A 20,655-nucleotide genomic window follows, 5' to 3' on the forward strand; every position below is an offset into this window, starting at 1 on the left:
GGCCGAGCGGCCCGGCCGGTCGCACTCCGGCCGGGCGGGGGCGTTCTCAGCCGTTGCCCGGAGGGTTCGCCGGGCCTGAGGCGCCCGGTTCCGGGTCGTGGCCCTCGTGGAGTCCGGTGGTGATCCGGCTGCCGCCCGGACCGATCCGGATCTCGAAGTCCCCGGCGTACTTCGCGTGCCCTTCGATGACCGCGGATTCGACCGCTTCCACACCGAATTCGCGCCGTACGATCAGCGGATCCTGGCGCAGGTCCCGCATCAGCGCCACGCACATGCCGATCATGACGAGGGTGAACGGCGCGGCAACCAGGATCGTGAGGTTCTGGAGTCCGGCGAGCGCGTCGCCCTTGCCGTTGCCGATGAGCAGCATGATCGCGGCCACGGCGCCGGTGACCACGCCCCAGAAGACGACGACCCACTTGGCCGGTTCGAGGATGCCCTTCTGGGAGAGCGTGCCCATCACGATGGAGGCGGCGTCGGCGCCCGAGACGAAGAAGATGCCGACCAGGACCATCACCAAGAGGCTCATCACCGTGGCGATCGGGAACTGCTGGAGCACTCCGAAGAGCTGCGCCTCCTGGGTGACGGCGTTGCCGAGCTTGCCGGCCTCCTGCAGATTGATCGCCGTGCCGCCGAAGATCGCGAACCAGACCAGGCTGACGGAGCTGGGCACCAGGATGACTCCGCCGATGAACTGGCGGATCGTGCGGCCGCGGCTGATCCGGGCGATGAACATGCCGACGAAGGGCGTCCAGGAGATCCACCAGGCCCAGTAGAAGACGGTCCAGTTGCCGAGCCACTCGGCCACGTCGCCCTTCCCGGTCGCTTCGGTACGTCCGGCGAGCTGGGCCAGATTGCCGAAGTAGGCGGCGATCGACGTGGGCAGCAGATCGAGCACGATGATGGTGGGCCCCGCGACGAAGACGAAGACGGCGAGCACCAGGGCGAGCACCATGTTGGTGTTGGAGAGCCACTGGATGCCCTTCTCCACACCGGAGATCGCCGAGGCGACGAAGGCCACGGTCAGCACGGCGATGATCAGGACCAGGAGTCCGGTGCCGGTCTTCTCCTTCCAGTGCAGCTCGTGGAAACCGCTGCCGATCTGGAGGGCGCCGAGCCCCAGTGACGCGGCGGAGCCGAAGAGGGTCGCGAAGATGGCGAGGATGTCGATCAGCCGGCCGAGGCCGCCATGGGCGTGCCGGGATCCGATGAGCGGCTCGAAGACGGCGCTGACCGTCTGCCGCCTGCGACGCCGGAAGGTGCTGTACGCGATGGCCAGGCCGACCACCGCGTAGATCGCCCAGGGGTGGAGCGTCCAGTGGAACAAGGTGGTGGCCATCGCCGTCTGCATCGCTTCGGCGGCGTCCGCGGGGCGGGTGCCGGGCGGCGGGTTGGTGAAGTGGGCGAGCGGCTCGCCGACCCCGTAGAACATCAGGCCGATGCCCATGCCGGCGCTGAACATCATGGCGACCCAGGACACGGTCCGGAATTCGGGCTCCTCCCCCTCCTGGCCGAGGGAGATCTTGCCGTAACGGCTGATGGCGAGCCAGAGGGCGAAGACAACGAAGCCGGACGCGGCGAGCATGAAGGCCCAACCGCCGTTGTGGATCAGCCCGTTGAGCATGGAGGTGGAGATGTCCTCCAGCGAGTCGGTGGCGGTGGCTCCCCAGACCACGAAGGCGAGGGTGAGGACGGCGGTGACGCCGAACACCACCCGGTCCGTCGTGGGGTGCCGGTTCCGGGCCGGGTCGCCGGGGAGATCCGCCGTCACCGGCAGTTCCCCCCGGCCGCCCGCTCTCTGTTCGTCCTGCGACACGAATGGCACCTTTCACGGAAGCAGCTATTTCGCTCTCCGTAGGCAGTACCACACGCAGCGCTCACACCATGGGACCAACAAGCGGTACCGGCTCGCCCGTTCCGGAGGTTCAGCGGTGGGCTTCGGCGATACCTCCCGGGACGCGATGGGCGGCGCGCGGCGGCGTCACGCCCCCGGCCTCGGCCGTTCGGGGCGTGTCCGTCGCGGACGCGGAACCCGTGGTGGCGCGGACGAAGGCGCCGGCGCCGCCGACGAACGGCAGCTTCGCGGACGTGCGGGCCAGATCGAGGGTGAGTGTGGGCGTGGAGTCCGGCGGGTCGATGAGGTCCCGGTCGGTGCCCGCGACGATCAGGGCGAGGCGGCGTCCGGCCGGGACGACGTGGTCGGTGGCCGCCAGGTCGATGGTGAGGGTGACGGCCCGGCCCGGGATGAGCGGGCGGCCCTTCCCGGCGGAGGCGTACGTGCCGAGGTCGGCCCAGCCGCGGCTGACCACGGTCCGATCGACGGTGGTGGTCCGGGCCCTGGTCTCCCTGAAGCAGGCGCTGTCCCCGGTCGTGCTCGCGCCCCAGCAGCTCTGGCTGGTGAGGGTGGTGATCCCCTCGCCGGACGAGCCGTAGTCGCGGATGGTGTCGGGGCCGATGTCCACGAGGACCGCGGAGAGATGGGCGGTCGAGGTGGTCGGGGTGGCGGTGACGGTCACCGCGGAGGATCCGGAGAGCCTGAGGTCGGCGGTGAGCGGCGCGGTGCGGAATCCGGCCTTGGCGCCGGTGGTCCGGTCCAGGTCGGCGGCCCAGTCCGTCTCGCTCTGCGCCGGATCGTCGGTGAACGTCTCGGTGGCGCCGGGGCGGGCGGGCCTCAGGGACAGGGTGCCGACGCCCGGCGTGCTCCCGGCGCCGGGGCGCACGGTGGTGGCGTGGGTGGTGCGGGGCGGCCAGACCCGGTCGGTGGACCACTGGTCGGGGTGGCGCTCGATGTCGGCCATCGGTTCACGGTCGATGCCGTTGTCGTAGCCGAGGAGGTAGTGGTCGAACCAGCGGTGCAGCGTGTCGACCCATGCGGCGCGCCGGTAGTCGAACGGGTCGACGTGTCCCGTCTGGGAGAGCCAGATCTTGCGCTCCACGCCCCGGTCCGCGAGCGCGTCCCACCACTGGCCGAGGTGCTTGGTACGGACGTTGAGGTCCTGCATGCCGTGGACGGCGAAGACGCTGGCACGCACCTTGCGGACGTCCTTCACGTAGTCGCGCGCGTTCCACAGCTCCGACCAGTCTCCGGTGCGCGGCGCCCCGTCGACGAGCTGCTGCTGGACGACGGCGCAGCGTCCGCGCGCCTCCGGGCTCTCCACATAGCCGGAGAGCCACTCGGGGCCGCTGTCGTAGAGGGGTGCGCCCTGGGCGAAGTAGTAGTCGTACCAGGAGGAGATGGCGCCGATCGGCACGATGGTCCGCAGCCCGTGCACGCCGGTCGCCGCGACCGCGTTGGCGATGGTGCCGTCGTAGCTCTTGCCGATCATTCCGGTGCGTCCGTTGGACCAGCCGGCCGTGGCACGGGTGCCGCCGGTGCGGGTGGTGTAGCCGCGGGCGCGGCCGTTCAGCCAGTCGATCACGGCCTTGGCGGACTGTACGTCGGAGCGGCCTCCGACATCGACACAGCCGTCGGAGCGATTGGTACCGGCCAGATCGACGGCGACGAAGGCGTAGCCGCGCGGCACGAAGTAGTTGTCGTAGTGGAGCGGGAACTGGACGGGCCGGCCGTTGTCGTCGTACGTCTTGAGCTGGCTCTCGTTGCCGCGCCCGCAGCAGGAGTAGTACGGGCTGGCGTCCATGATCACGGGGATCTTCCGGCCCTGCCGGGCGGGTTCGCGCGGCCTCACGATGTCGGCGGCGACGCGGTCGCTGCGCCCGTCCCCGTCGCCGTCCAGCCCGGTGTCGACCCAGACCGATTCCCGGACGGCGTTCCCGTACGAGTAGATGGGCATGCTCTTCGGCGGCCCGGACTCCCGGGCGCCCGCGCCCTGGGCACCTGCCGGGGAGAGCAGGACGGCCATCAGGGCGGCGACAGCTGCCACCACCAGCGATCTGTGACTCGAACGGGGGCCTCGCGCACGATTCGGCATGGGCGGAAGGTACCCCGGTCAACTCCCCGGCGACAGAGGGCGATCAGCGGCACATACAGCATGAACATGACGCAAATGCGACCTGCTGCCGTGGCGGCCTCATGGCGATCGTGTGACAGCTGTGGCCATGGACACGACTGATGCGGCAGTCGCTGAATAGTGTCGACGTGACGGTTCGAAAGATCATTCGCCCCGACCACTTGGAGCATTCCGTGCACCGCAGACTCATCGTCCCGAGCGCACTCGCGGCCTCCCTGCTGCTGGCGATCCCGGCCTCGGCCGCCGAAGGCACCGTGGGCGCCCCGGGCATCGGCGACCCCTACTACCCGGCCAGCGGCAACGGCGGCTACGACGTCTCCCACTACGACCTGCGGCTGAAGTACCAGCCCTCGACCGATCTGCTGGAGGGCACGGCGACGATCCTCGCCACGACCACCCAGGAACTCTCCCGTTTCAACCTGGACTTCGGGCTGGACGTCTCCGAGGTGCGGGTGAACGGCAAGAAGGCCGGCCATGTGAAGAACGGCGAGCAGGAGCTGGAGATCACCCCGGCGGCCCCGCTGGCGAAGGGCAGGGCCGTCTCGGTGGTCGTGCGGTACGCCGGAAAGCCCTCCGAGGTGAAGATCAACGGCTGGACGTCCTGGGTGCGCACCCCGGACGGCGCGGTGGCCGCCCAGGAGCCGGAGTCCGCCGCGTGGTGGTTCCCCAGCAACGACCACCCGCTCGACAAGGCGACGTACGACATCTCCGTGTCCGTCCCGGACGGCACCCAGGCGATCAGCAACGGCACGCTGCAGTCGCAGAGTTCGAAGCTCGGCTGGACCCGCTTCAACTGGCGTTCGAGCAAGCCGCAGGCGACGTATCTGACGACCCTGGCGGTCGGGAAGTTCGACATCACCACGGACACCACGTCGGACGGGCTGCCGGTCGTCAACGCGTACAGCAAGGACCTCGGCGCCAACGACGGGGCCGCGCGGGCCAGCATCGAGCGGACCACCGAGGTCGCCGAGTGGCTGACGGAGGTCTTCGGACCGTACCCCTTCGACGCGCTGGGCGGGTACGCCCCCAATGTGACGAGCGGCTTCGCGCTGGAGACCCAGACCAGGCCGTTCTACAGCCCGAAGCAGTTCGCGAACGGTGCGAACGTCTCGGTCGTCGTCCATGAGCTGGCGCACCAGTGGTACGGCGACAGCGTGTCCCTCAAGGGCTGGAAGGACATCTGGATCAACGAGGGCTTCGCCCGCTACAGCCAGTGGCTGTGGTCGGAGAAGGAGGGCGAGGGCACCGCGCAGGAGCTGGCGGACTACACCTACGCACTGCATCCGGCCGACGACGCCTTCTGGAAGGTGAGGCCCGGCGACCCGGGCCCCGACAACCAGTTCGACGCGGCCGTCTACGACCGGGGCGCGCTGGCGCTCCAGGCGCTGCGCAACGAGTTGGGCGACGAGACGTTCTTCGCACTGCTGAAGGGCTGGCCCGCCGAGCACGCGTACGGGAACGCGAGCGTGAGCGACTTCGTCGCCTACGCGGAGCGGGTCTCGGGCAAGCCGCTCGCCGCCTTCTTCGACACCTGGCTGTTCCGGCCGACGCGGCCCGAGGCCCCGGCGGCGGCCGGGACGCACGCCCGGCACGCCGCCGGGCAGCCCGCGCGGCCCGCCTCCTGGAAGAAGATCGCGGCGACGAACTCCCTGCACGAACACCGCTGACCGGCGCACGGACCGGGTCCGGGCACCACCGCCCCTCTCCTGGTGGGGGCGGTGGTGCCCGGCGGCCGGCCGGCGGCGCCGGTTAGGCTGATGGCGTCGGTGCTGTCCGGCCGGCCCCGGCCGTTTCCGGCCCGATCCCGCGTGTACGAGGAGCGTCCCTTGCCCGGTCCGTCCCACGATCCCGCTCGCGATGCCCGCCCCACACTGGAAGCCGTGGCGGCCCGCGCCGGGGTCTCCCGGGCGACGGCCTCCCGGGTGGTGAACGGCGGGGCGGGGGTGCGCAAGCCGCTCGTGGACCAGGTCCGCAAGGCGGTCGAGGAGCTCGGCTACGTTCCGAACCATGCCGCCCGGACCCTGGTCACCCGCCGCAACGGCGCGGTCGCCGTGATCATCGACGAGCCGGAGTTCCGGATCTTCTCCGATCCGTTCTTCTCCCAGCAGATCCGCGGAATCAGCCGTGAACTCACCCTGCAAGACTCCCAGTTGGTCCTCCTCCTGGTGGAGGGCCGCGGGGACTTCGACCGGGTCGCCCGCTATCTGGCCGGCGGCCATGTGGACGGCGTACTGGCCTTCTCGCTGCACACCGACGACGAACTCCCCGCGATCATCCGCAGGTTCCGGGTACCCACGGTCTACGGCGGCAGGCCGGGCCGGCCGGGCGCCGCGTCCGAACCGGCCGTCCCGTACGTGGACTGCGACAACCGCGGCGGCGCGGCCGAGGCCGTACGCCATCTCGTCGCCCTGGGGCGGCGGCAGATCGCGCACATCGCCGGACCGCGCGACCAGACCTCGGCCCTGGACCGGGTCGACGGCTACCGCGACGTGCTGCCCGACGGCGATCCGGCGCTGCTCGTGGACGGCGACTTCACCGTCGAGGGCGGTGCGCGGGCGATGGCGGAGCTGCTCGACCGCCGCCCCGGCCTGGACGCGGTCTTCGCCGCCAACGACCTGATGGCCTCGGGTGCCCTGCGGGTGCTGCGCGAGCGCGGTCGCAGTGTGCCGGACGACGTGGCCCTGGTCGGCTTCGACGACATGGTGTCGATAGCGGAGGCCACCGAACCCCCGCTGACGACGGTCCGTCAGGACGTGGAGGGCATGGGCCGGTTGATGGTGCGGATGCTGATGAGCCGGCTGGCCGACGAGGCCGGGGGCGACGATCGGACGTCGGTGATCACGCCGACCGAGCTGGTGCGCCGGGCTTCCGCCTGAGCCCTCCGCCGCCCCGGACGGTCTCACGATGGGCGGCCCGCGCCCGGCGCGCGTACGGCAGATAGCGCAGCCGCTCGGGGAGCACCGGCACCACGCGCCGCACCACCCCGCAGAACCGCCGCAGGGCGCGCTCCTGCTCGTCCGTCCACTCCAGCCCGATGGCCTCCCGCGCCTCCGGCGGCATGAGCCCGATGGTGACGAAGCGCCGGAACCGGGCCAACGGCGGGAACAGCACCGGCCACAGCGCCTTCAGCAACAGCCTGAGCGGCAGCGGCCCGCGGTCCGGCGGCGGTACCGGACGATCGGTGGCGACCAGGTCCTCGACGACCGCGGTCGCCTCGATCTCCTCGGCGAGCACCTTTCGGAAGTACGGCCAGAACTCCTCGATCGTCTGCGGCATGTCCCGGTCGTGGATACCGAGGATCCTGCCGACCTGGAGCCACTCCCGGTACAGCGCCCGCTCCTGTGCCGCGGTGAGCGGCCGGACGAGATAGCGCGCGGCGTGCTGGTAGACGGGGAAGCCCGTGGCGTGCACCCACGCGTAGTTGGCGGGCGACAGCGCATGGTAACGACGCCCTCGGGTGTCGGTGCCCTGGATGGTGCGGTGCAGTCGGCGCAGCCTGTGCCCCTCCTCGGCGGCTGCCTCGCCCCCGTACACCCAGAGCTGGAGCGAGCGCAGGGACCTCTCGCCGCGTCCCCAGGGGTCCGTGCGGAAGACGGAGTGCTCGTCGACACCGGCGCCGACCGCCGGGTGGGCGACCTGGAGGGTGAGCGCGGCGGGCAGCATCAGCAGGGCCCGGATGTCGCCCGAGAGGCTCCAGAGCACACCGCCGGGCGGCGGCGGGGCGGGATTCCGGTCTCCGGCTGCTTCGCTGCTCATCACGGTGCTCCCGACGGTCGGCGGGCATACGGCTCGGCGCCCGGCCCTCTGCGTGATCCAGTATGCGAGCCCTTCGGGAGTGATGCCGCACCGGCCCGCTGCGGCACACCGCCGCATGCCCTGTCGTCGGCGGTGTTGACGAGGTTCGTGAAACAAGTCGATAGTATTTGTAACTTTGACTCCCAGGACGGACGGTCCCTCACATTCCGTGTACAGCAGGTGAGTTGGTCCGTCACACAGCGACAACCCGCAGGAGCGGACAGGGAGTCGGTACACGGACAGGAGGGCGCACCATGGGCCGATACAGCCGCCTGCACGAGATACGCCGGATGGATCCGGCACACGACTACGCCGAGATCCTCCGGCTGATCTCCCAGTACGAGTTCCCCTGGGACTACCGGCAGGGGGTGAGCGTCGCCTTCCTCCGGGACTACGGCGTCCCCCGGATCTCCGTGCTCCTCGACCGGACCCAGGAGTTCGAACGGGCCGGGCAGAAACGGTACGACGACACGGTGCTGATCGGGTACGAGATGGCCGCCGACGGCTTCGACTCGGAGCGAGGGCGGGCGGCCGCGCGTCATCTCAACCGGATCCACGGCAAGTACAGCATCCCGAACGACGACTTCCGCTATGTCCTCGCGACCACGGTCGTGGGGCCGAAGCGCTGGATCGACCGGTTCGGCTGGCGTCCCCTGTGCACCCAGGAGGTCCAGGCTCTGGTGGAAGCGGGCCGGAAGACGGCGGCGATGATGGGCATCGAGGGGGCGCCCGACACGTACGAGGGGTTCGAGCGGCTCCTCGACTCCTACGAGGAGCGGATGTTCGCGTACGACCCGGCGAACCGGCGGGTCGCGAACGCCACGTTCCGCGTGATCGCGAGCTGGTATCCGCGTCCGTTGCGGCCCCTGGTGGCGAGATTCGCACTCGCGCTGCTGGACGAGCCGCTCCTGGCGGCGCTGGGCTTCCGGCCGCAGCCGCCGTGGGTGCGGGCCTCGGCGTCGGCGGCCCTGCACCTGCGCGCACGTTGCGTCCGCCGGCTGCCGGCCCGGCCACGCAGGTTTCCCGCGCGCCCGCAGCCCCGTTCGTACCCCTTCGGCTGGCGGCTCGACGACCTCGGACCGCACTGGGCCCGCAGCCGCCCCGTGGAACCCCTGCCCGACGAGGCGGACGGCCACACCGGTTGTTCTACCCGGCAGCGAGCAGCGGCACCAGATAGCGGCGGGCGAACTCCCGCACCTGGGTGTCGTCGTCCAGCTCGAAACAGCTGACGGGGTTGAGGAGGAAGGAGACGGTGATCCGCACCATCAGCTCGGCGACCGGAGCCGGATCGCTCGTCGGCCGGCCCTCCGCGCGCCGGGCCTCACGCAGCCGGTCGGCCAGGTACTCGCGGATGGCAAGGAGAGCCGGTCCGCTCTCCAGGGTCAGGAACGGCAGCATCGTCTCGGGCTCCAGCCTCAGCAGACCGCCGATGAGCGGATGCTCGCGGATGTGCCGGAGAACCGCGGCGAAGCCCTCGACGAGCCGGTCCTCCGTCGTCGGCAGCGCGGCCACCGCGTCGTCCACCTCCACGACGAAGCGGCGGTACTCGCGCAGCAGACAGGCGGAGACGAGGCTGTCCTTGTTGCCGATCCGCCGGTACACGGTCACCCGCGAGACCCCGGCGCGCTTGGCGACGTCGTCGACGGTGGAGCGGCGCAGCCCGAAGGTCATGAACTGCTCCCGCGCGGCGTCCAGGATCTGCTCGCTCAGCGCGTCGGAGGGCAGCGTCGCGCGGAGCGCCAGGGCCAGCCGTGTCTCGTCGGTGCTCCGTGCCGTCATGGGCCCTCCCCCGTTCCGCCGCTTCCACCCCACCATAGAAGTCGATACGGAGTGACTCACCCCGTATCCCTGTATCCCGTAACCCTGTAGCAACGCGCGCAGGGTGCCCGACGGAGTCCGGTGGGCGCCCTGACGAGGGTGCGGTCCGTCGGCCGGGTCCTACTCGCAGGTCCCGGCGAACGTGCCGCGGGTCACCACGTCGGTGGCCGCCGCGGTCGTGTCCAGCCGGGCGACGCGCTGGCCGTCACCGAGCGACGGGGCCAGCTGGGCGCCGGGCGAAGTCGTACACCGTCACCGGTATGTCCCGGCCGGTCAGCCGCTCCTCGATCAGGGGCTCGATCCGGGACCACTTCCCGCCCGCCAGGCCGCAGCCGATCCGCGGCATGTGGACCGAGGCCCCCAGCTCGTGGGCCCGGTCGGCCACCGCGCCCAGCGCCGTGTCGATCGCCTCGTAACGCACCGGGACCCCTTTGCTGCCCGTGCGCATCCCCCGCTGGCCCACCATGTTCGCCACCCGGACGTACGGGCCCACCTGTACGAACTGCACCGCGCCGAGGCCGAAGTCGTTGCCCGCGCGCTCCCGGTGCCACTGGCGGTAGGCCGCTTCGGGTTCGGGCCAGCGGCCTGAGAGCGCCAGGACGAATCCCTTGCCCCAGCCGCCGAGGTCGTTGCAGACATGGACGATCAGCTTGACGCCCTTGCCGTGGGGCGCCGTCGCGTCCCCCTGTACGTACATGATCCCGGACATGGGATCAGGTTAGGTGCCGCCTCTGACAGCCAGGCACTTTCACATCATTGGTGAGACAGCAATACTGTTGCACCGGGGTGGATCACGCGCACAGCGGCTCACCCCTCAGGGCCGGACACGAGGAGCAGATATGGCGACCGGGGCCGAGGAGCCTACGCTCACCGTCGACGAGCTGGCGGCGCGCGCCGGGGTGACCGTGCGCACGGTGCGTTTCTACAGCACCCGCGGGCTGCTGCCGCCCCCGGTCATCGGACCGCGCCGGGTGGGGCACTACGGACACGACCACCTGTCCCGGCTGGCGCTCATCGAGGAGCTCCAGCACCAGGGCATGACGCTGGCCGCGATCGAACGCTATCTGGAGCAGCTGCCGCCGGATCTGAGCGCGCACGACCTGGCGATCCACCGGGCCCTGGTGGCGTCCTGGGCACCGGACTCGGCGGAGGACGCGACGCGGGCGGAGCTGGAGCGGCGGGCCGGCCGGGCACTGACCGAGCAGGACATCGCGCGGCTGGCCGCGATGGGGGTGCTGGAGCGCGCGGAGCCGGTCGACGGCAGCTACCGGGTGGACCCGGGACTGCTGCGGCTCGGGGTCGAGCTGCTCGGCGTGCCGATCGCGCACGAGACGATCCTGGCCGCCCGGACGGTGCTGCTGGAGCACTCCCGGTCCGCCGCGCAGGAGCTGACCCGGCTGTTCCGGGATGAGGTGTGGGGTCCGTACCGGGAGCGGGAGTCGGACCCCGAGCACGTGGCGGCGATGAAGTCACTGTCGGCCCATATGCAGCCGATGGTGCTGCAGGCGCTGGTGACCGCGTTCCAGCGGTCGCTGAAGGAGGAGCTGCGGGCCGCGTTCACGGCGGAGTGAACGCGGCCCGCGGGGTGGGCGTCAGTCGTGGAAGGTCTCGCCCTTCCCCGCCTTCTCCACGAGGAGCGCGGGCGGCAGGAAGCGGTCGCCGTACCGCTCCGCGAGCTCCCGGGCGCGGGCGACGAAGCCGGGCAGGCCGCCCTCGTAACCGTTGATGTACTGGAGCACGCCGCCGGTCCACGGCGGGAAGCCGATGCCCATGATGGAGCCGATGTTGGCGTCGGCCACGGAGACGAGGACGTTCTCCTCCAGGCAGCGGACGCTGTCCAGGGCCTCGGAGAACAGCATCCGCTCCTTCATGTCGATGAAGGGGATGTCGGTGTCGGGCTTGGCGAAGTGCTCCCGCAGTCCGGGCCACAGACGGGTCCGCCTGCCGTTCTCGTCGTACTCGTAGAAGCCGGCGCCACCGCTGCGTCCCGGCCGGCCGAACTCGTCGACCATCCGGTCGATGACCGCGTCCGACGGGTGTCCGGCCCAGGTGCCGCCGGCCTCCTCGACGGCCCGCCGGGTCTCGTTGCGGATCTTGCGGGGCAGGGTGAGGGTCAGCTCGTCCATCAGGGAGAGCACCTTGGCCGGGTAGCCGGACTGTGCCGCGGCCTGCTCGATGGACGCCGGTTCGACGCCCTCGCCGACCATGGCGACGCCCTCGTTGATGAACTGGCCGATGACCCGCGAGGTGAAGAAGCCGCGCGAGTCGTTGACGACGATCGGGGTCTTCTTGATCCGGCGGACCAGGTCGAAGGCGCGGGCCAGGGCTTCGTCGCCGGTCTGTTCGCCCTTGATGATCTCGACCAGCGGCATCTTGTCCACGGGCGAGAAGAAGTGCAGCCCGATGAAGTCGGCCGGGCGCGAGACGCCTTCGGCCAGAACGGTGATGGGCAGGGTCGAGGTGTTGGAGCAGAGCAGGGCGTCCGGCTCGATGATGTCCTGGATCTCCTGGAACACCTTGTGCTTGAGCGCGGTGTCCTCGAAGACGGCTTCGATGACGGCGTCGCAGCCCGCCAGGTCGGCCGGGTCGCCGGTCGGGGTGATCCGGGCCAGCAGCTCGTCACGCTCGGCCTCGGTGGTGCGGCCCCGGGAGAGCGCCTTGTCGAGGAGCTTCTCGCTGTACGCCTTGCCCTTGGCCGCGGCCTCGGTGGAGACGTCCTTGAGCACGACCTCGATGCCGGCGCGGGCACAGGAGTACGCGATGCCCGCGCCCATCATCCCGGCGCCGAGGACGGCGACCTTGTTGACTTGGCGCTCCTCGATCCCCTTGGGACGGCTGGCACCGGAGTTGACGGCCTGGAGGTCGAAGAAGAACGCCTGGATCATGTTCTTCGCGACCTGGCCGGTGACCAGCTCGGTGAAGTAGCGGGCCTCGATGGTCAGCGCGGTCTCGAAGTCGACCTGGGAACCCTCGACGGCGGTGGCCAGGATGTTGCGGGGCGCGGGCATCGGGGCGCCCGCGAGCTGCTTCTTCAGGTTGGACGGGAAGGCCGGCAGGTTGGCGGCGAACTTGGGGTTGGACGGGGTGCCGCCGGGGATCCGGTATCCCTTGACGTCCCAGGGCTGCTGGGACTCGGGGTTCGCGTCGATGAAGGCACGGGCCCTTTCGAGCATCTCCTCCCGGGTGGCGGCGACCTCGTGGACCAGACCGTTCTCCAGGGCACGCTGCGGGGTGTACTGAGTGCCCTGGAGGAGGACCTTCAGCAACGCGTCTGCGATGCCCATGAGGCGTACGGTGCGGGTGACGCCGCCGCCTGCGGGCAGCAGGCCGAGGGTGACCTCGGGCAGGCCGATCCGGGAGCCGGGCGCGTCGAGGGCGACGCGGTGGTGCGAGGCGAGCGCGATCTCGTAACCGCCGCCGAGCGCCGCGCCGTTGATGGCGGCGACGACGGGCTTGCCGAGGGTCTCGATGCGGCGCAGCGAGTTCTTGATGGCGGTGCCGGTGTCGAAGGCCTGCTGGGCGTTCTCGGGACCGACCTTGATCATGTCCTTGAGGTCGCCGCCCGCGAAGAAGGTCTTCTTGGCGGAGGTGTAGATGATGCCGCGGATGGAGTCCTTCTCGGCCTCGGCGCGGTCGGCGATGGCCGCGATGGAGTCCTTGAAGGCCTGGTTCATCGTGTTGGCGGACTGGTCGGGGTCGTCGAGTACGAGGGTGACGACGCCGGTCTCGTCCTGTTCCCAGCGGATGGTCGTGCTCTCGGTCATTGCTGTTCTTCTCCGTAGGCAGGGGTGGCCGGGGACGGTCAGAGACGCTCGATCACGGTGGCGATGCCCATGCCGCCGCCGACGCAGAGGGTGGCGAGGCCGTACCGCTGGTCGCGGCGTTCCAGTTCGTCGATGAGGGTGCCGAGGATCATCGCGCCGGTGGCGCCGAGCGGGTGGCCGAGGGCGATGGCGCCGCCGTTGACGTTGATCTTGTCGAGCGGGAGCCCCATGTCCCTGGCGAAGCGGAGCACGACTCCGGCGAACGCCTCGTTGATCTCCACGAGGTCGATGTCGTCGATGGTCAGCCCGGCCTTGGCGAGGGCCTTGCGAGTGGCGGGCGCGGGGCCGGTCAGCATGATGGTCGGCTCGGAGCCGGAGACGGCGGCGGAGATGATCCGGGCGCGCGGAGCGAGTCCGTAGCGCTCGCCGACCTCCTGGTTGCCGATCGCGACGAGCGCGGCGCCGTCGACGATGCCGGAGGAGTTGCCCGCGTGGTGGACGTGGTCGATCTTCTCGACCCAGTGGTACTTCTGCAGCGCCACCGCGTCGAAGCCGCCCATCTCGCCGATCGTGGCGAAGGAGGGCTTGAGCGCGGCGAGGGAGTCGGCGGTGGTGCCTGGCCGCATGTGCTCGTCCTGGTCGAGCACGACGAGGCCGTTGCGGTCCTTGACGGGGACGACGGAGCGCGCGAAGCGGCCGTCCTTCCACGCTTCGGCGGCGCGTTCCTGGGAGAGTGCGGCGAACTCGTCGACGTCGCGGCGGGAGAAGCCCTCGATGGTGGCGATGAGGTCGGCGCCGACGCCCTGCGGGGCGAAGCCGGTCTCGAAGTTGGTCATCGGGTCCATCGCCCAGGCGCCGCCGTCGGAGCCCATCGGGACCCGGGACATCGACTCGACGCCGCCCGCGAGGACGAGGTCCTCCCAGCCCGAACGGACCTTGGCGGCGGCCAGGTTGACGGCCTCCAGACCCGAGGCACAGAAGCGGTTCTCCTGGACGCCGGCGACGGTGTCCGGGAGGCCGGCCGCGATGGCGGCGATCCGGGCGATGTCGGAGCCCTGGTCGCCGAGCGGGCTGACCACGCCGAGGACGATGTCGTCGATGGCCGCCGGGTCGAGGCCGGGGAAGCGGCTGCGGATTTCGTGGATGAGGCCGACGACGAGGTCGATCGGCTTGGTGCCGTGCAGGGCGCCATTGGCCTTGCCGCGGCCGCGCGGGGTGCGGATCGCGTCGTAGACGAACGCTTCGGTACTCAAGACAGCAGCCTTTCGGGGGTGGTTGTGCGACGGGGTCAGGCGAGCAGCGAGCGGCCGATGATCTCCTTCATGATCTCGGTCGTGCCGCCGTAGATGGTCTGGATGCGGCCGTCGGTGAACGCCCTGGCGACCGGGTACTCCGTCATGTAGCCGTATCCGCCGTGCAGTTGGAGGCAGCGGTCGGCGACACGCTTCTGCAGTTCGGTGGCCCACCACTTGGCCATCGAGGCGTGCACGGCGTCGAGGGTCCCGTCGGAGTGGTCGACGATGCAGCGGTCGAGGAAGGTTCGGGTGACGGCGCACTCGGTGGCCATCTCGGCGATCTCGAACCTGACGTGCTGGAGCCTGGAGAGCGGGCGCCCGAAGGCCTCGCGCTCCTTGACGTACCGCGTGGTGATCTCCAGCAGGTGTTCCGCGGCGGCGATCCCGGCCACCGCTATGCCCATCCGTTCCTGCGCGAGCTTGGTCATCAGGTGGATGAAGGCGCCGTCCCGCTCGCCGAGCAGGTTCTCCTTGGGGACGCGGACGTCGTTGAAGAACAGCTCCGCGGTGTCCTGGGACTTCTGGCCGATCTTGTCGAGGTTGCGACCGCGCTCGAAGCCGTCCGCGCCGCGTTCGACGACGATCAGCGACAGCCCCTTCGCGCCGCCCTCCGGGGTGGTCTTCGCGACGACGACCACGAGGTCGGCGAGGATGCCGTTGGAGATGAAGGTCTTGGACCCGTTGAGCAACCAGTGGTCGCCCATGTCCTCGGCGGTGGTGCGGATGCCCTGGAGGTCGGAGCCCGCGCCGGGTTCGGTCATGGCGATGGCGGTGATGGTCTCGCCGCTGCAGAAGCCGGGCAGCCAGCGGCGCTTCTGCTCGTCGGTGCCGAGGCCGGTGAGGTAGGGGCCGATGATGTCGTTGTGCAGCCCGAGCGCGAGGCCTGGCGTACCGGCCCGGGTGAACTCCTCGGCGAGAACCGCGCTGTAGCGGAAGTCGGTGTTGCCGCCGCCCCCGTACTCCTCGGGTACGGCGAGACCCAGCAGCCCCTGACGGCCGGCCGCGCGCCAGGCCTCGCGCGAGACGATGCCGTCCTTCTCCCACTGTTCGTAGTGCGGGAGGACCTCCTTGGTGAGGAAGGTGCGCACGGTCTCGCGGAACGCGTCGTGCTCTTCGGTGAAGATCTGCCGCTGCACTGCGGTCCTCCTGGGAACAGTTCTTGACGGTGGAGACGGGCCGGACCGGTCCGGTCCCGGGGGGGCGCGTCGGGCATCGTCACTCCGGCCCGGCGATGCCGGGTACGCCCCAGTCGGCGGCGACGGCCTCGTTGTCCGCGCCGGGTCGCGCGGGACCGCCGCGTACGGAGACGGGGGTCACGGAGAAGCGCGGTGCCGGCGCGGGCTGGGTGAGCCCGCCGTGCTCGACGAAGGTGGAGCGGGCGGCGATGTGCGGGTGGTGGGGCGCCTCGCGGAGCGAGAGGACGGGTGCGACGCAGGCGTCCGATCCCTCGAACACCTCGGTCCACTCGGCACGCGTACGGGTCCTGAACCGGTCGGCGACGACGGTGCGCAGCTCCTCCCACCGGGTGATGTCGCCCCGGTCCGGGGCTTCGTCCCCGAGTCCGAGGAGCCGGCCGAACTCGTCGTAGAACCGCTGCTCCAGCGGCCCGACCGCCATGTACTGGCCGTCGGCCGTCTCGTACGTACCGTAGAACGGGCAGCCGCCGTCCAGGAGGTTGGCGCCGCGCCGGTCCTGCCAGCCGCCGGCCGCGAGCATTCCGTGGATCATCGTGGCGAGATGGGCGGCGCCGTCGACGATGGCCGCGTCCACGACCTGGCCCCGGCCGCCGGGGGTGCGGGCGTGCTGGAGGGCGGCGAGCACGCCGACGACGAGATAGAGCGAGCCGCCCGCGTAGTCGCCGACGAGATTGGCCGGGACGGTGGGCGGCTCGCCGGGCTTGCCGATCATGGAGAGGGTGCCGGTGAGCGCGATGTAGGCGATGTCGTGCCCGGCCCGTTCGGCGAGCGGTCCGTCCTGGCCCCAGCCGGTCATCCGCCCGTACACGAGCTGCGGATTGCGGGCCAGCGCGGCATCGGGGCCGACGCCGAGCCGTTCGGCGACGCCCGGCCGGTAGCCCTCGATCAGGATGTCGGCGCGCTCGACCAGGTCGAGCACCGCGGCGGCACCGTTTTCGGCCTTGAGGTCGACGAGCACGGAGCGTTTGTTGCGGTTGGTGAGGTCGTACGCGGGGTCGATGCCCAGCCCCGCGCCGCCGGGCCGGTCGACCCTGACGACATCGGCGCCGAGGTCGGCCAGGAGCATCGCGGCGAACGGACCGGGTCCGATGCCGGCCAGTTCGACCACCCGCACCCCTGTCAGCGGGCCGTGCGAGCCGTGCTCTGTCGTTGTCATCAAGCCCCCAGCGGTATGACACAACTGATGTAACATCGATGATGCTAAGAACGCACCGCGCTCCGCACAACCCTTTTGGCCGAGCAAGCGCTTAGTTCCTTCTCCTGGATCCTCCCCCACCGGGCCCGCCCTGCCGCACACCGCCACGAACCCCTCCGCTAGCCTCTGCCTGCCACATCGGCACCGGCCCCCGCGGAGGCACTCGTGAACAGGCAGAACGGGGCACAACGCCCCTACGACGTGGTCCTCTTCGGCGCCACCGGCTTCGTGGGCTCCCTCACCGCCGAATATCTCGCCGCCCACGCACCCTCCGACTGCCGTTGGGCCCTGGCCGGACGCGACCGGGCCAAGCTGGAGCACCTGCGCGAGCGTCTCGCCGCGATCGACCCGCGCTGCGCGGACCTCCCGCTGCTGCACGCCGACGCCGACGACGAGCACGCGCTGCGCGAACTCGCCGAATCCGCCCATGTGGTGGCCACGACGGTCGGCCCGTACGTCTGGTACGGCGAGAAGCTGGTCGCGGCCTGCGCCGAGGCGGGGACGGACTACGCGGACCTCACCGGTGAGGCGGAGTTCGTGGACCGGATGTATCTGGAGCACGACGCGCGGGCCCGCGAGACCGGGGCCCGGATCGTGCACGCCTGCGGTTTCGACTCCGTACCGCACGACCTCGGGGTGTACTTCACCGTCCGGCAGCTGCCGCAGCACGTGCCACTGACCGTCGACGGCTTCGTGCGCAGCAACGCCGTCTTCTCCGGCGGTACGTTCGCCTCGGCGCTCACCGCGATGGGCCGCGGCCCATCGATGCTGCGCGCGGCCCGGGAACGCCGCCTGCACGAACCGCGGCTGGTCGCCCGCCGGGCCCGTGCCCCGTTCGGCGCTCCGCACTTCAGCACGGAGACCGGCACCTGGGCGCTCCCGCTGCCGACACTGGACCCGCAGATCGTCGAGCGCTCGGCGCGGGCACTCGCCCGCTACGGCCCCGACTTCCGCTACCGGCACTTCGCCTCGGTGCGGCATCTGCCGGTGGCCCTCGGCGGTACGGCCGCGGTGGGCGCCCTCCTGGGTGCCGCGCAGCTCCCGGCGGCCCGGTCCTGGCTGATGGACCGGTACGAGCCGGGCAAGGGACCTGACGCGGAGCGCCGGCGGCGCAGCTGGTTCACCGTGCGCTTCGTCGGTGCGGGCGGCGGGCACCGGGTCCTCACCGAGGTCTCGGGCGGCGACCCCGGCTACGACGAGACGGCGAAGATGCTCGCCCAGTCCGCGCTCTGTCTCGCCCTGGACGAGCTCCCCCCGACGTCGGGGCAGGTCACCACGGCCACCGCGATGGGTGACGCGCTGCTGGAGCGGCTGCGCTCGGCCGGTCTGCGCTTCCGGGTCGCGTCGGCCCGCTGAGAGGCTGTCGGGTGACCTCCAATCGGGCAGCCACGGTCTGGCACGCACGCTTTCCGATCGGAGGTCACCCGACAGCCTCTGAGCCGAAGCCCGGGGCGACGCGCACTCGTTCGGGTGATGTCCGACGCGTGCTCGGATCTCCTCGTTCCCCGGGTGTGCGGGCAGTGGCACCGCTTCGATGGCTCCTCGGCCGTGCGGCGCGCGGCGGCGCTTTCACTACGATCTGCGTCCCGCAGGTCGTAGCACCCGGGCATGCTCCCGATGCACAGCGCTGACCTGCGGCTATGCACACAGAGAGTCGGGGAAGAACCATGACGGACAACACTGTGGCGGGTCGCGAGGAGCAGCCGGGACGGGCGCTCGCCGGGTTACTGAGGAACTGGTGGGAGTCGTCGGCGCGCGACGGCCGCGAGAAACCCACTCAGCAGTCCCTCGCCAAACGGCTGGGGGTCGACCAGACCACCCTTTCGCGCTATCTGAATGCCGCTCACGCCTCCAACGCTCCGCGCAGGATCGTCGAGCAGCTGCACGCGGTGCTGCGGGCTCCGGACGACGAACTGGTCCGGGCCTGTGCCCTGGCGGACGCGGCGGCCGCCAGACGCCCGGCGGCCTCGGCGGCAGCCTCGGCCTCGGCGGCAGCCGGCCCGGCGCCCGCCCCCGCCGGGCCGGCCGACGGTCGCGGTGCGGCCCCCCGCTGGTGGGACCGTTCCCCCGTCACGTTCCCGGCCCTGGCCGTCGCGTCGCTTCTTCTCCTCACGCTCGGCTGCATCGCGTGGTGGGTGGTCCCGACCGCGGGACAGAGCGATGCCAAGGCCACGGCGAACGTGTCGGACCGGCCGTCGGAAGGCACGGACTGGCCCTTGGCCCGCAAGGGCCATGTGCTCTGGAAGGCACGTACGGTGCAATTGCTGCTGCGGGCGAACGGCTTCGACCTGAAGGTCGACGCCGACTACGGTCCGGCCACGGCGGAGGCCGTGAAGAAGTTCCAGTCCGCTCACGGCCTGACCCCGGACGGCAAGGTCGGAAAGGACACCTGGCCGTTGCTGATCATCACGGTCGACTCGCGCACGACGAAGCCCGACGCCGTCACGGCGGTGCAGTACCTGCTGCACCACGCCGGGGTGCCGACCGACAGCACCGGTACGTACACCCTCGCGACCATGCGGTCGCTGAAGGAGTTCCAGGAGTCCCGGAATCTGCCGGTGACGGGCGTCGGGGACGAGGGCACCTGGCGCGCACTGCTCAACGCCCAGGGGCCGGACCAGCACAAGTAGCCGTGACGGGCGGGGGCGGCTGTGCCCTGCGGGCTCAGAGCGCCCAGGACACCAGCGTGCAGATCATCGAGACGGCCCAGACCGCTCCCGCGACCATGCCGAGCGTCATCCCCACCGCGACCCGGCGCTGAGCGAGATAGACGGTGCCGGGCCGTGTGGACGTTCGATGTTCGTTCATGTGTACCAGCTTGCCGGTCATGATCGGCAAACGGTATCCGTACGCGTACTCAGGCGGTCGCTTCCCGCAGGGCCTGCCGGCAGAGCGAGTCGGCCCTGCGGGTGGTTTCCGGCTGACGGAAGTCACGGGCCAGCAGCAGGGTGTGGGCGCAGGCGTTGTCCAGGCCCGTCCGGTGCCCGACGGAGACGAAGACGGGTTTGACGCCGTCCTGGGTGCGCAGCGCCCGGCCCACTTCCTCCTCGCCGTCGAGCAGCGGCGACCGGTCGCCGCGGTGGGGGCCCGGTTGCTCGTACGAGAAGGTGAACGGGTTCTTGGCGACGCCGATCACCGGGAGACCGGTGAGCACCCCGAGGTGGCTGGCGAGTCCGAAGCGGCGCGGGTGCGCCCGGCCGTATCCGTCACAGATCACGAGTCCGGGGTCGACCGGCAGGGATTCGAGCGCGGCCAGCACGGTCGGGATCTCCCGGAAGGCGAGGAGGCCGGGGATGTACGGGAAGGTGACCCGGCCGACGGCGGTGGTCTCGGCGACCACGTCGAGCGTCGCCGCGTCGAGGACGACCGCTGCCGCGACGACGACATCGCGCTCGTCGTCGTAGGCGACGTCGACCCCCGTGACCCGGCCGGTGCCGGGCGGCGGGCCGGGTTCGTCGAGCACCACGCGGGCGCGCAGGGTGTCCTGGACGGCTCGGGCTTCGGCCTCGTCGGCGGGCATCGGAAGGCTTGTCATGGTGCCGCCGAGTCTAAAGGCTGCGCGTCCGGCGGCAGGTTCGCCGGCGGGACGGGGCCCGGAGTGCGTCGGGCCCCGTCCCGTAGCCT

At 71.0% G+C, this 20,655-nt stretch carries 17 protein-coding genes; 6 read left to right on the top strand and 11 right to left on the bottom strand.

Annotated features, from left to right (window positions below; genetic code table 11):
• Positions 1–46 precede the first annotated feature (46 nt).
• Complete coding sequence (locus OG520_RS05635; RefSeq protein ID WP_406012394.1) at positions 47–1,816, bottom strand: BCCT family transporter; 1,770 nt, start codon at positions 1,814–1,816, stop codon at positions 47–49.
• Positions 1,817–1,925: 109 nt separating this feature from the next.
• Positions 1,926–3,929, bottom strand: coding sequence for a Xaa-Pro dipeptidyl-peptidase (locus OG520_RS05640; protein WP_406012395.1), 2,004 nt, complete (start codon positions 3,927–3,929; stop codon positions 1,926–1,928).
• A gap of 212 nt (positions 3,930–4,141) precedes the next feature.
• Here OG520_RS05640 and OG520_RS05645 point away from each other — a divergent pair, with 212 nt between their 5' ends.
• Both OG520_RS05645 and OG520_RS05650 read left to right on the top strand, forming a co-directional pair.
• Entirely contained in the window at positions 4,142–5,635 is a 1,494-nt protein-coding gene (locus tag OG520_RS05645) for a M1 family metallopeptidase (protein ID WP_406012396.1), read from the top strand.
• A 159-nt stretch (positions 5,636–5,794) separates the two neighbouring features.
• Positions 5,795–6,844 carry a LacI family DNA-binding transcriptional regulator gene (locus OG520_RS05650; RefSeq protein WP_406012397.1) on the top strand — a complete coding sequence of 350 codons (1,050 nt, stop codon included), beginning with the start codon at positions 5,795–5,797 and terminating at the stop codon, positions 6,842–6,844.
• On the opposite strand, the gene OG520_RS05655 is transcribed toward OG520_RS05650, so the two are convergent.
• Entirely contained in the window at positions 6,807–7,724 is a 918-nt protein-coding gene (locus OG520_RS05655) for an oxygenase MpaB family protein (RefSeq protein ID WP_406012398.1), read from the bottom strand. The two genes, OG520_RS05650 and OG520_RS05655, sit on opposite strands and share 38 nt — an antisense overlap.
• 293 nt (positions 7,725–8,017) lie before the next feature.
• Here OG520_RS05655 and OG520_RS05660 point away from each other — a divergent pair, with 293 nt between their 5' ends.
• On the top strand, positions 8,018–8,992 hold the full coding sequence (locus OG520_RS05660) for an oxygenase MpaB family protein (RefSeq protein ID WP_406012399.1): 975 nt from the start codon (positions 8,018–8,020) through the stop codon (positions 8,990–8,992).
• On the opposite strand, the gene OG520_RS05665 is transcribed toward OG520_RS05660, so the two are convergent.
• Both OG520_RS05665 and OG520_RS05670 read right to left on the bottom strand, forming a co-directional pair.
• Positions 8,910–9,542: a TetR/AcrR family transcriptional regulator gene (locus OG520_RS05665; protein WP_406012400.1), complete on the bottom strand. Its 633-nt coding sequence runs from the start codon at positions 9,540–9,542 to the stop codon at positions 8,910–8,912. The genes OG520_RS05660 and OG520_RS05665 overlap by 83 nt on opposite strands.
• Positions 9,543–9,786: 244 nt before the next feature.
• Positions 9,787–10,290, bottom strand: a complete 504-nt coding sequence (locus OG520_RS05670) for a macro domain-containing protein (protein ID WP_406012401.1) — start codon at positions 10,288–10,290, stop codon at positions 9,787–9,789.
• Positions 10,291–10,420: 130 nt separating this feature from the next.
• Here OG520_RS05670 and OG520_RS05675 point away from each other — a divergent pair, with 130 nt between their 5' ends.
• Complete coding sequence (locus OG520_RS05675; RefSeq protein ID WP_406012402.1) at positions 10,421–11,152, top strand: MerR family transcriptional regulator; 732 nt, start codon at positions 10,421–10,423, stop codon at positions 11,150–11,152.
• A 21-nt stretch (positions 11,153–11,173) separates the two neighbouring features.
• On the opposite strand, the gene OG520_RS05680 is transcribed toward OG520_RS05675, so the two are convergent.
• The 4 genes from OG520_RS05680 to OG520_RS05695 form a co-directional block, all read right to left on the bottom strand.
• Positions 11,174–13,345 carry a 3-hydroxyacyl-CoA dehydrogenase NAD-binding domain-containing protein gene (locus tag OG520_RS05680; RefSeq protein WP_406012403.1) on the bottom strand — a complete coding sequence of 724 codons (2,172 nt, stop codon included), beginning with the start codon at positions 13,343–13,345 and terminating at the stop codon, positions 11,174–11,176.
• Between the two features lie 38 nt (positions 13,346–13,383).
• Positions 13,384–14,598 (bottom strand): acetyl-CoA C-acetyltransferase, encoded by a 1,215-nt coding sequence (locus tag OG520_RS05685; protein WP_406012404.1) that lies wholly within the window; start codon positions 14,596–14,598, stop codon positions 13,384–13,386.
• Between the two features lie 35 nt (positions 14,599–14,633).
• Positions 14,634–15,776: an acyl-CoA dehydrogenase family protein gene (locus OG520_RS05690; protein ID WP_406012405.1), complete on the bottom strand. Its 1,143-nt coding sequence runs from the start codon at positions 15,774–15,776 to the stop codon at positions 14,634–14,636.
• A 79-nt stretch (positions 15,777–15,855) separates the two neighbouring features.
• Positions 15,856–16,992 carry a CaiB/BaiF CoA transferase family protein gene (locus OG520_RS05695; RefSeq protein WP_406012406.1) on the bottom strand — a complete coding sequence of 379 codons (1,137 nt, stop codon included), beginning with the start codon at positions 16,990–16,992 and terminating at the stop codon, positions 15,856–15,858.
• 204 nt (positions 16,993–17,196) lie between these two features.
• Here OG520_RS05695 and OG520_RS05700 point away from each other — a divergent pair, with 204 nt between their 5' ends.
• Complete coding sequence (locus tag OG520_RS05700; RefSeq protein ID WP_406012407.1) at positions 17,197–18,387, top strand: saccharopine dehydrogenase family protein; 1,191 nt, start codon at positions 17,197–17,199, stop codon at positions 18,385–18,387.
• A gap of 311 nt (positions 18,388–18,698) precedes the next feature.
• The gene (locus tag OG520_RS05705) at positions 18,699–19,661 is read left to right on the top strand and encodes a peptidoglycan-binding protein (RefSeq protein ID WP_406012408.1); all 963 of its coding nucleotides are present in this window, start codon (positions 18,699–18,701) and stop codon (positions 19,659–19,661) included.
• A gap of 34 nt (positions 19,662–19,695) precedes the next feature.
• Here OG520_RS05705 and mmpA read toward each other — a convergent pair whose 3' ends face one another.
• On the bottom strand, positions 19,696–19,839 hold the full coding sequence (gene mmpA / locus OG520_RS05710; RefSeq protein ID WP_266429678.1) for a morphogenic membrane protein MmpA: 144 nt from the start codon (positions 19,837–19,839) through the stop codon (positions 19,696–19,698).
• A 49-nt stretch (positions 19,840–19,888) separates the two neighbouring features.
• Positions 19,889–20,566, bottom strand: a complete 678-nt coding sequence (locus OG520_RS05715; protein WP_406012409.1) for an endonuclease V — start codon at positions 20,564–20,566, stop codon at positions 19,889–19,891.
• Positions 20,567–20,655: the final 89 nt, after the last annotated feature.

This window comes from Streptomyces sp. NBC_00984 (genome assembly GCF_045162475.1).
GTDB lineage: Bacteria > Actinomycetota > Actinomycetes > Streptomycetales > Streptomycetaceae > Streptomyces.

Coding starts and splice junctions, on each gene's coding strand:
- OG520_RS05640 (WP_406012395.1), bottom strand. CDS start 3,929: ATGCCGAATCGTGCGCGAGGCCCCCGTTCGAGTCACAGATCGCTGGTG.
- OG520_RS05655 (WP_406012398.1), bottom strand. CDS start 7,724: ATGAGCAGCGAAGCAGCCGGAGACCGGAATCCCGCCCCGCCGCCGCCC.
- OG520_RS05660 (WP_406012399.1), top strand. CDS start 8,018: ATGGGCCGATACAGCCGCCTGCACGAGATACGCCGGATGGATCCGGCA.
- OG520_RS05665 (WP_406012400.1), bottom strand. CDS start 9,542: ATGACGGCACGGAGCACCGACGAGACACGGCTGGCCCTGGCGCTCCGC.
- OG520_RS05670 (WP_406012401.1), bottom strand. CDS start 10,290: ATGTCCGGGATCATGTACGTACAGGGGGACGCGACGGCGCCCCACGGC.
- OG520_RS05675 (WP_406012402.1), top strand. CDS start 10,421: ATGGCGACCGGGGCCGAGGAGCCTACGCTCACCGTCGACGAGCTGGCG.
- OG520_RS05680 (WP_406012403.1), bottom strand. CDS start 13,345: ATGACCGAGAGCACGACCATCCGCTGGGAACAGGACGAGACCGGCGTC.
- OG520_RS05695 (WP_406012406.1), bottom strand. CDS start 16,992: ATGACAACGACAGAGCACGGCTCGCACGGCCCGCTGACAGGGGTGCGG.
- OG520_RS05705 (WP_406012408.1), top strand. CDS start 18,699: ATGACGGACAACACTGTGGCGGGTCGCGAGGAGCAGCCGGGACGGGCG.
- mmpA (WP_266429678.1), bottom strand. CDS start 19,839: ATGAACGAACATCGAACGTCCACACGGCCCGGCACCGTCTATCTCGCT.
- OG520_RS05715 (WP_406012409.1), bottom strand. CDS start 20,566: ATGACAAGCCTTCCGATGCCCGCCGACGAGGCCGAAGCCCGAGCCGTC.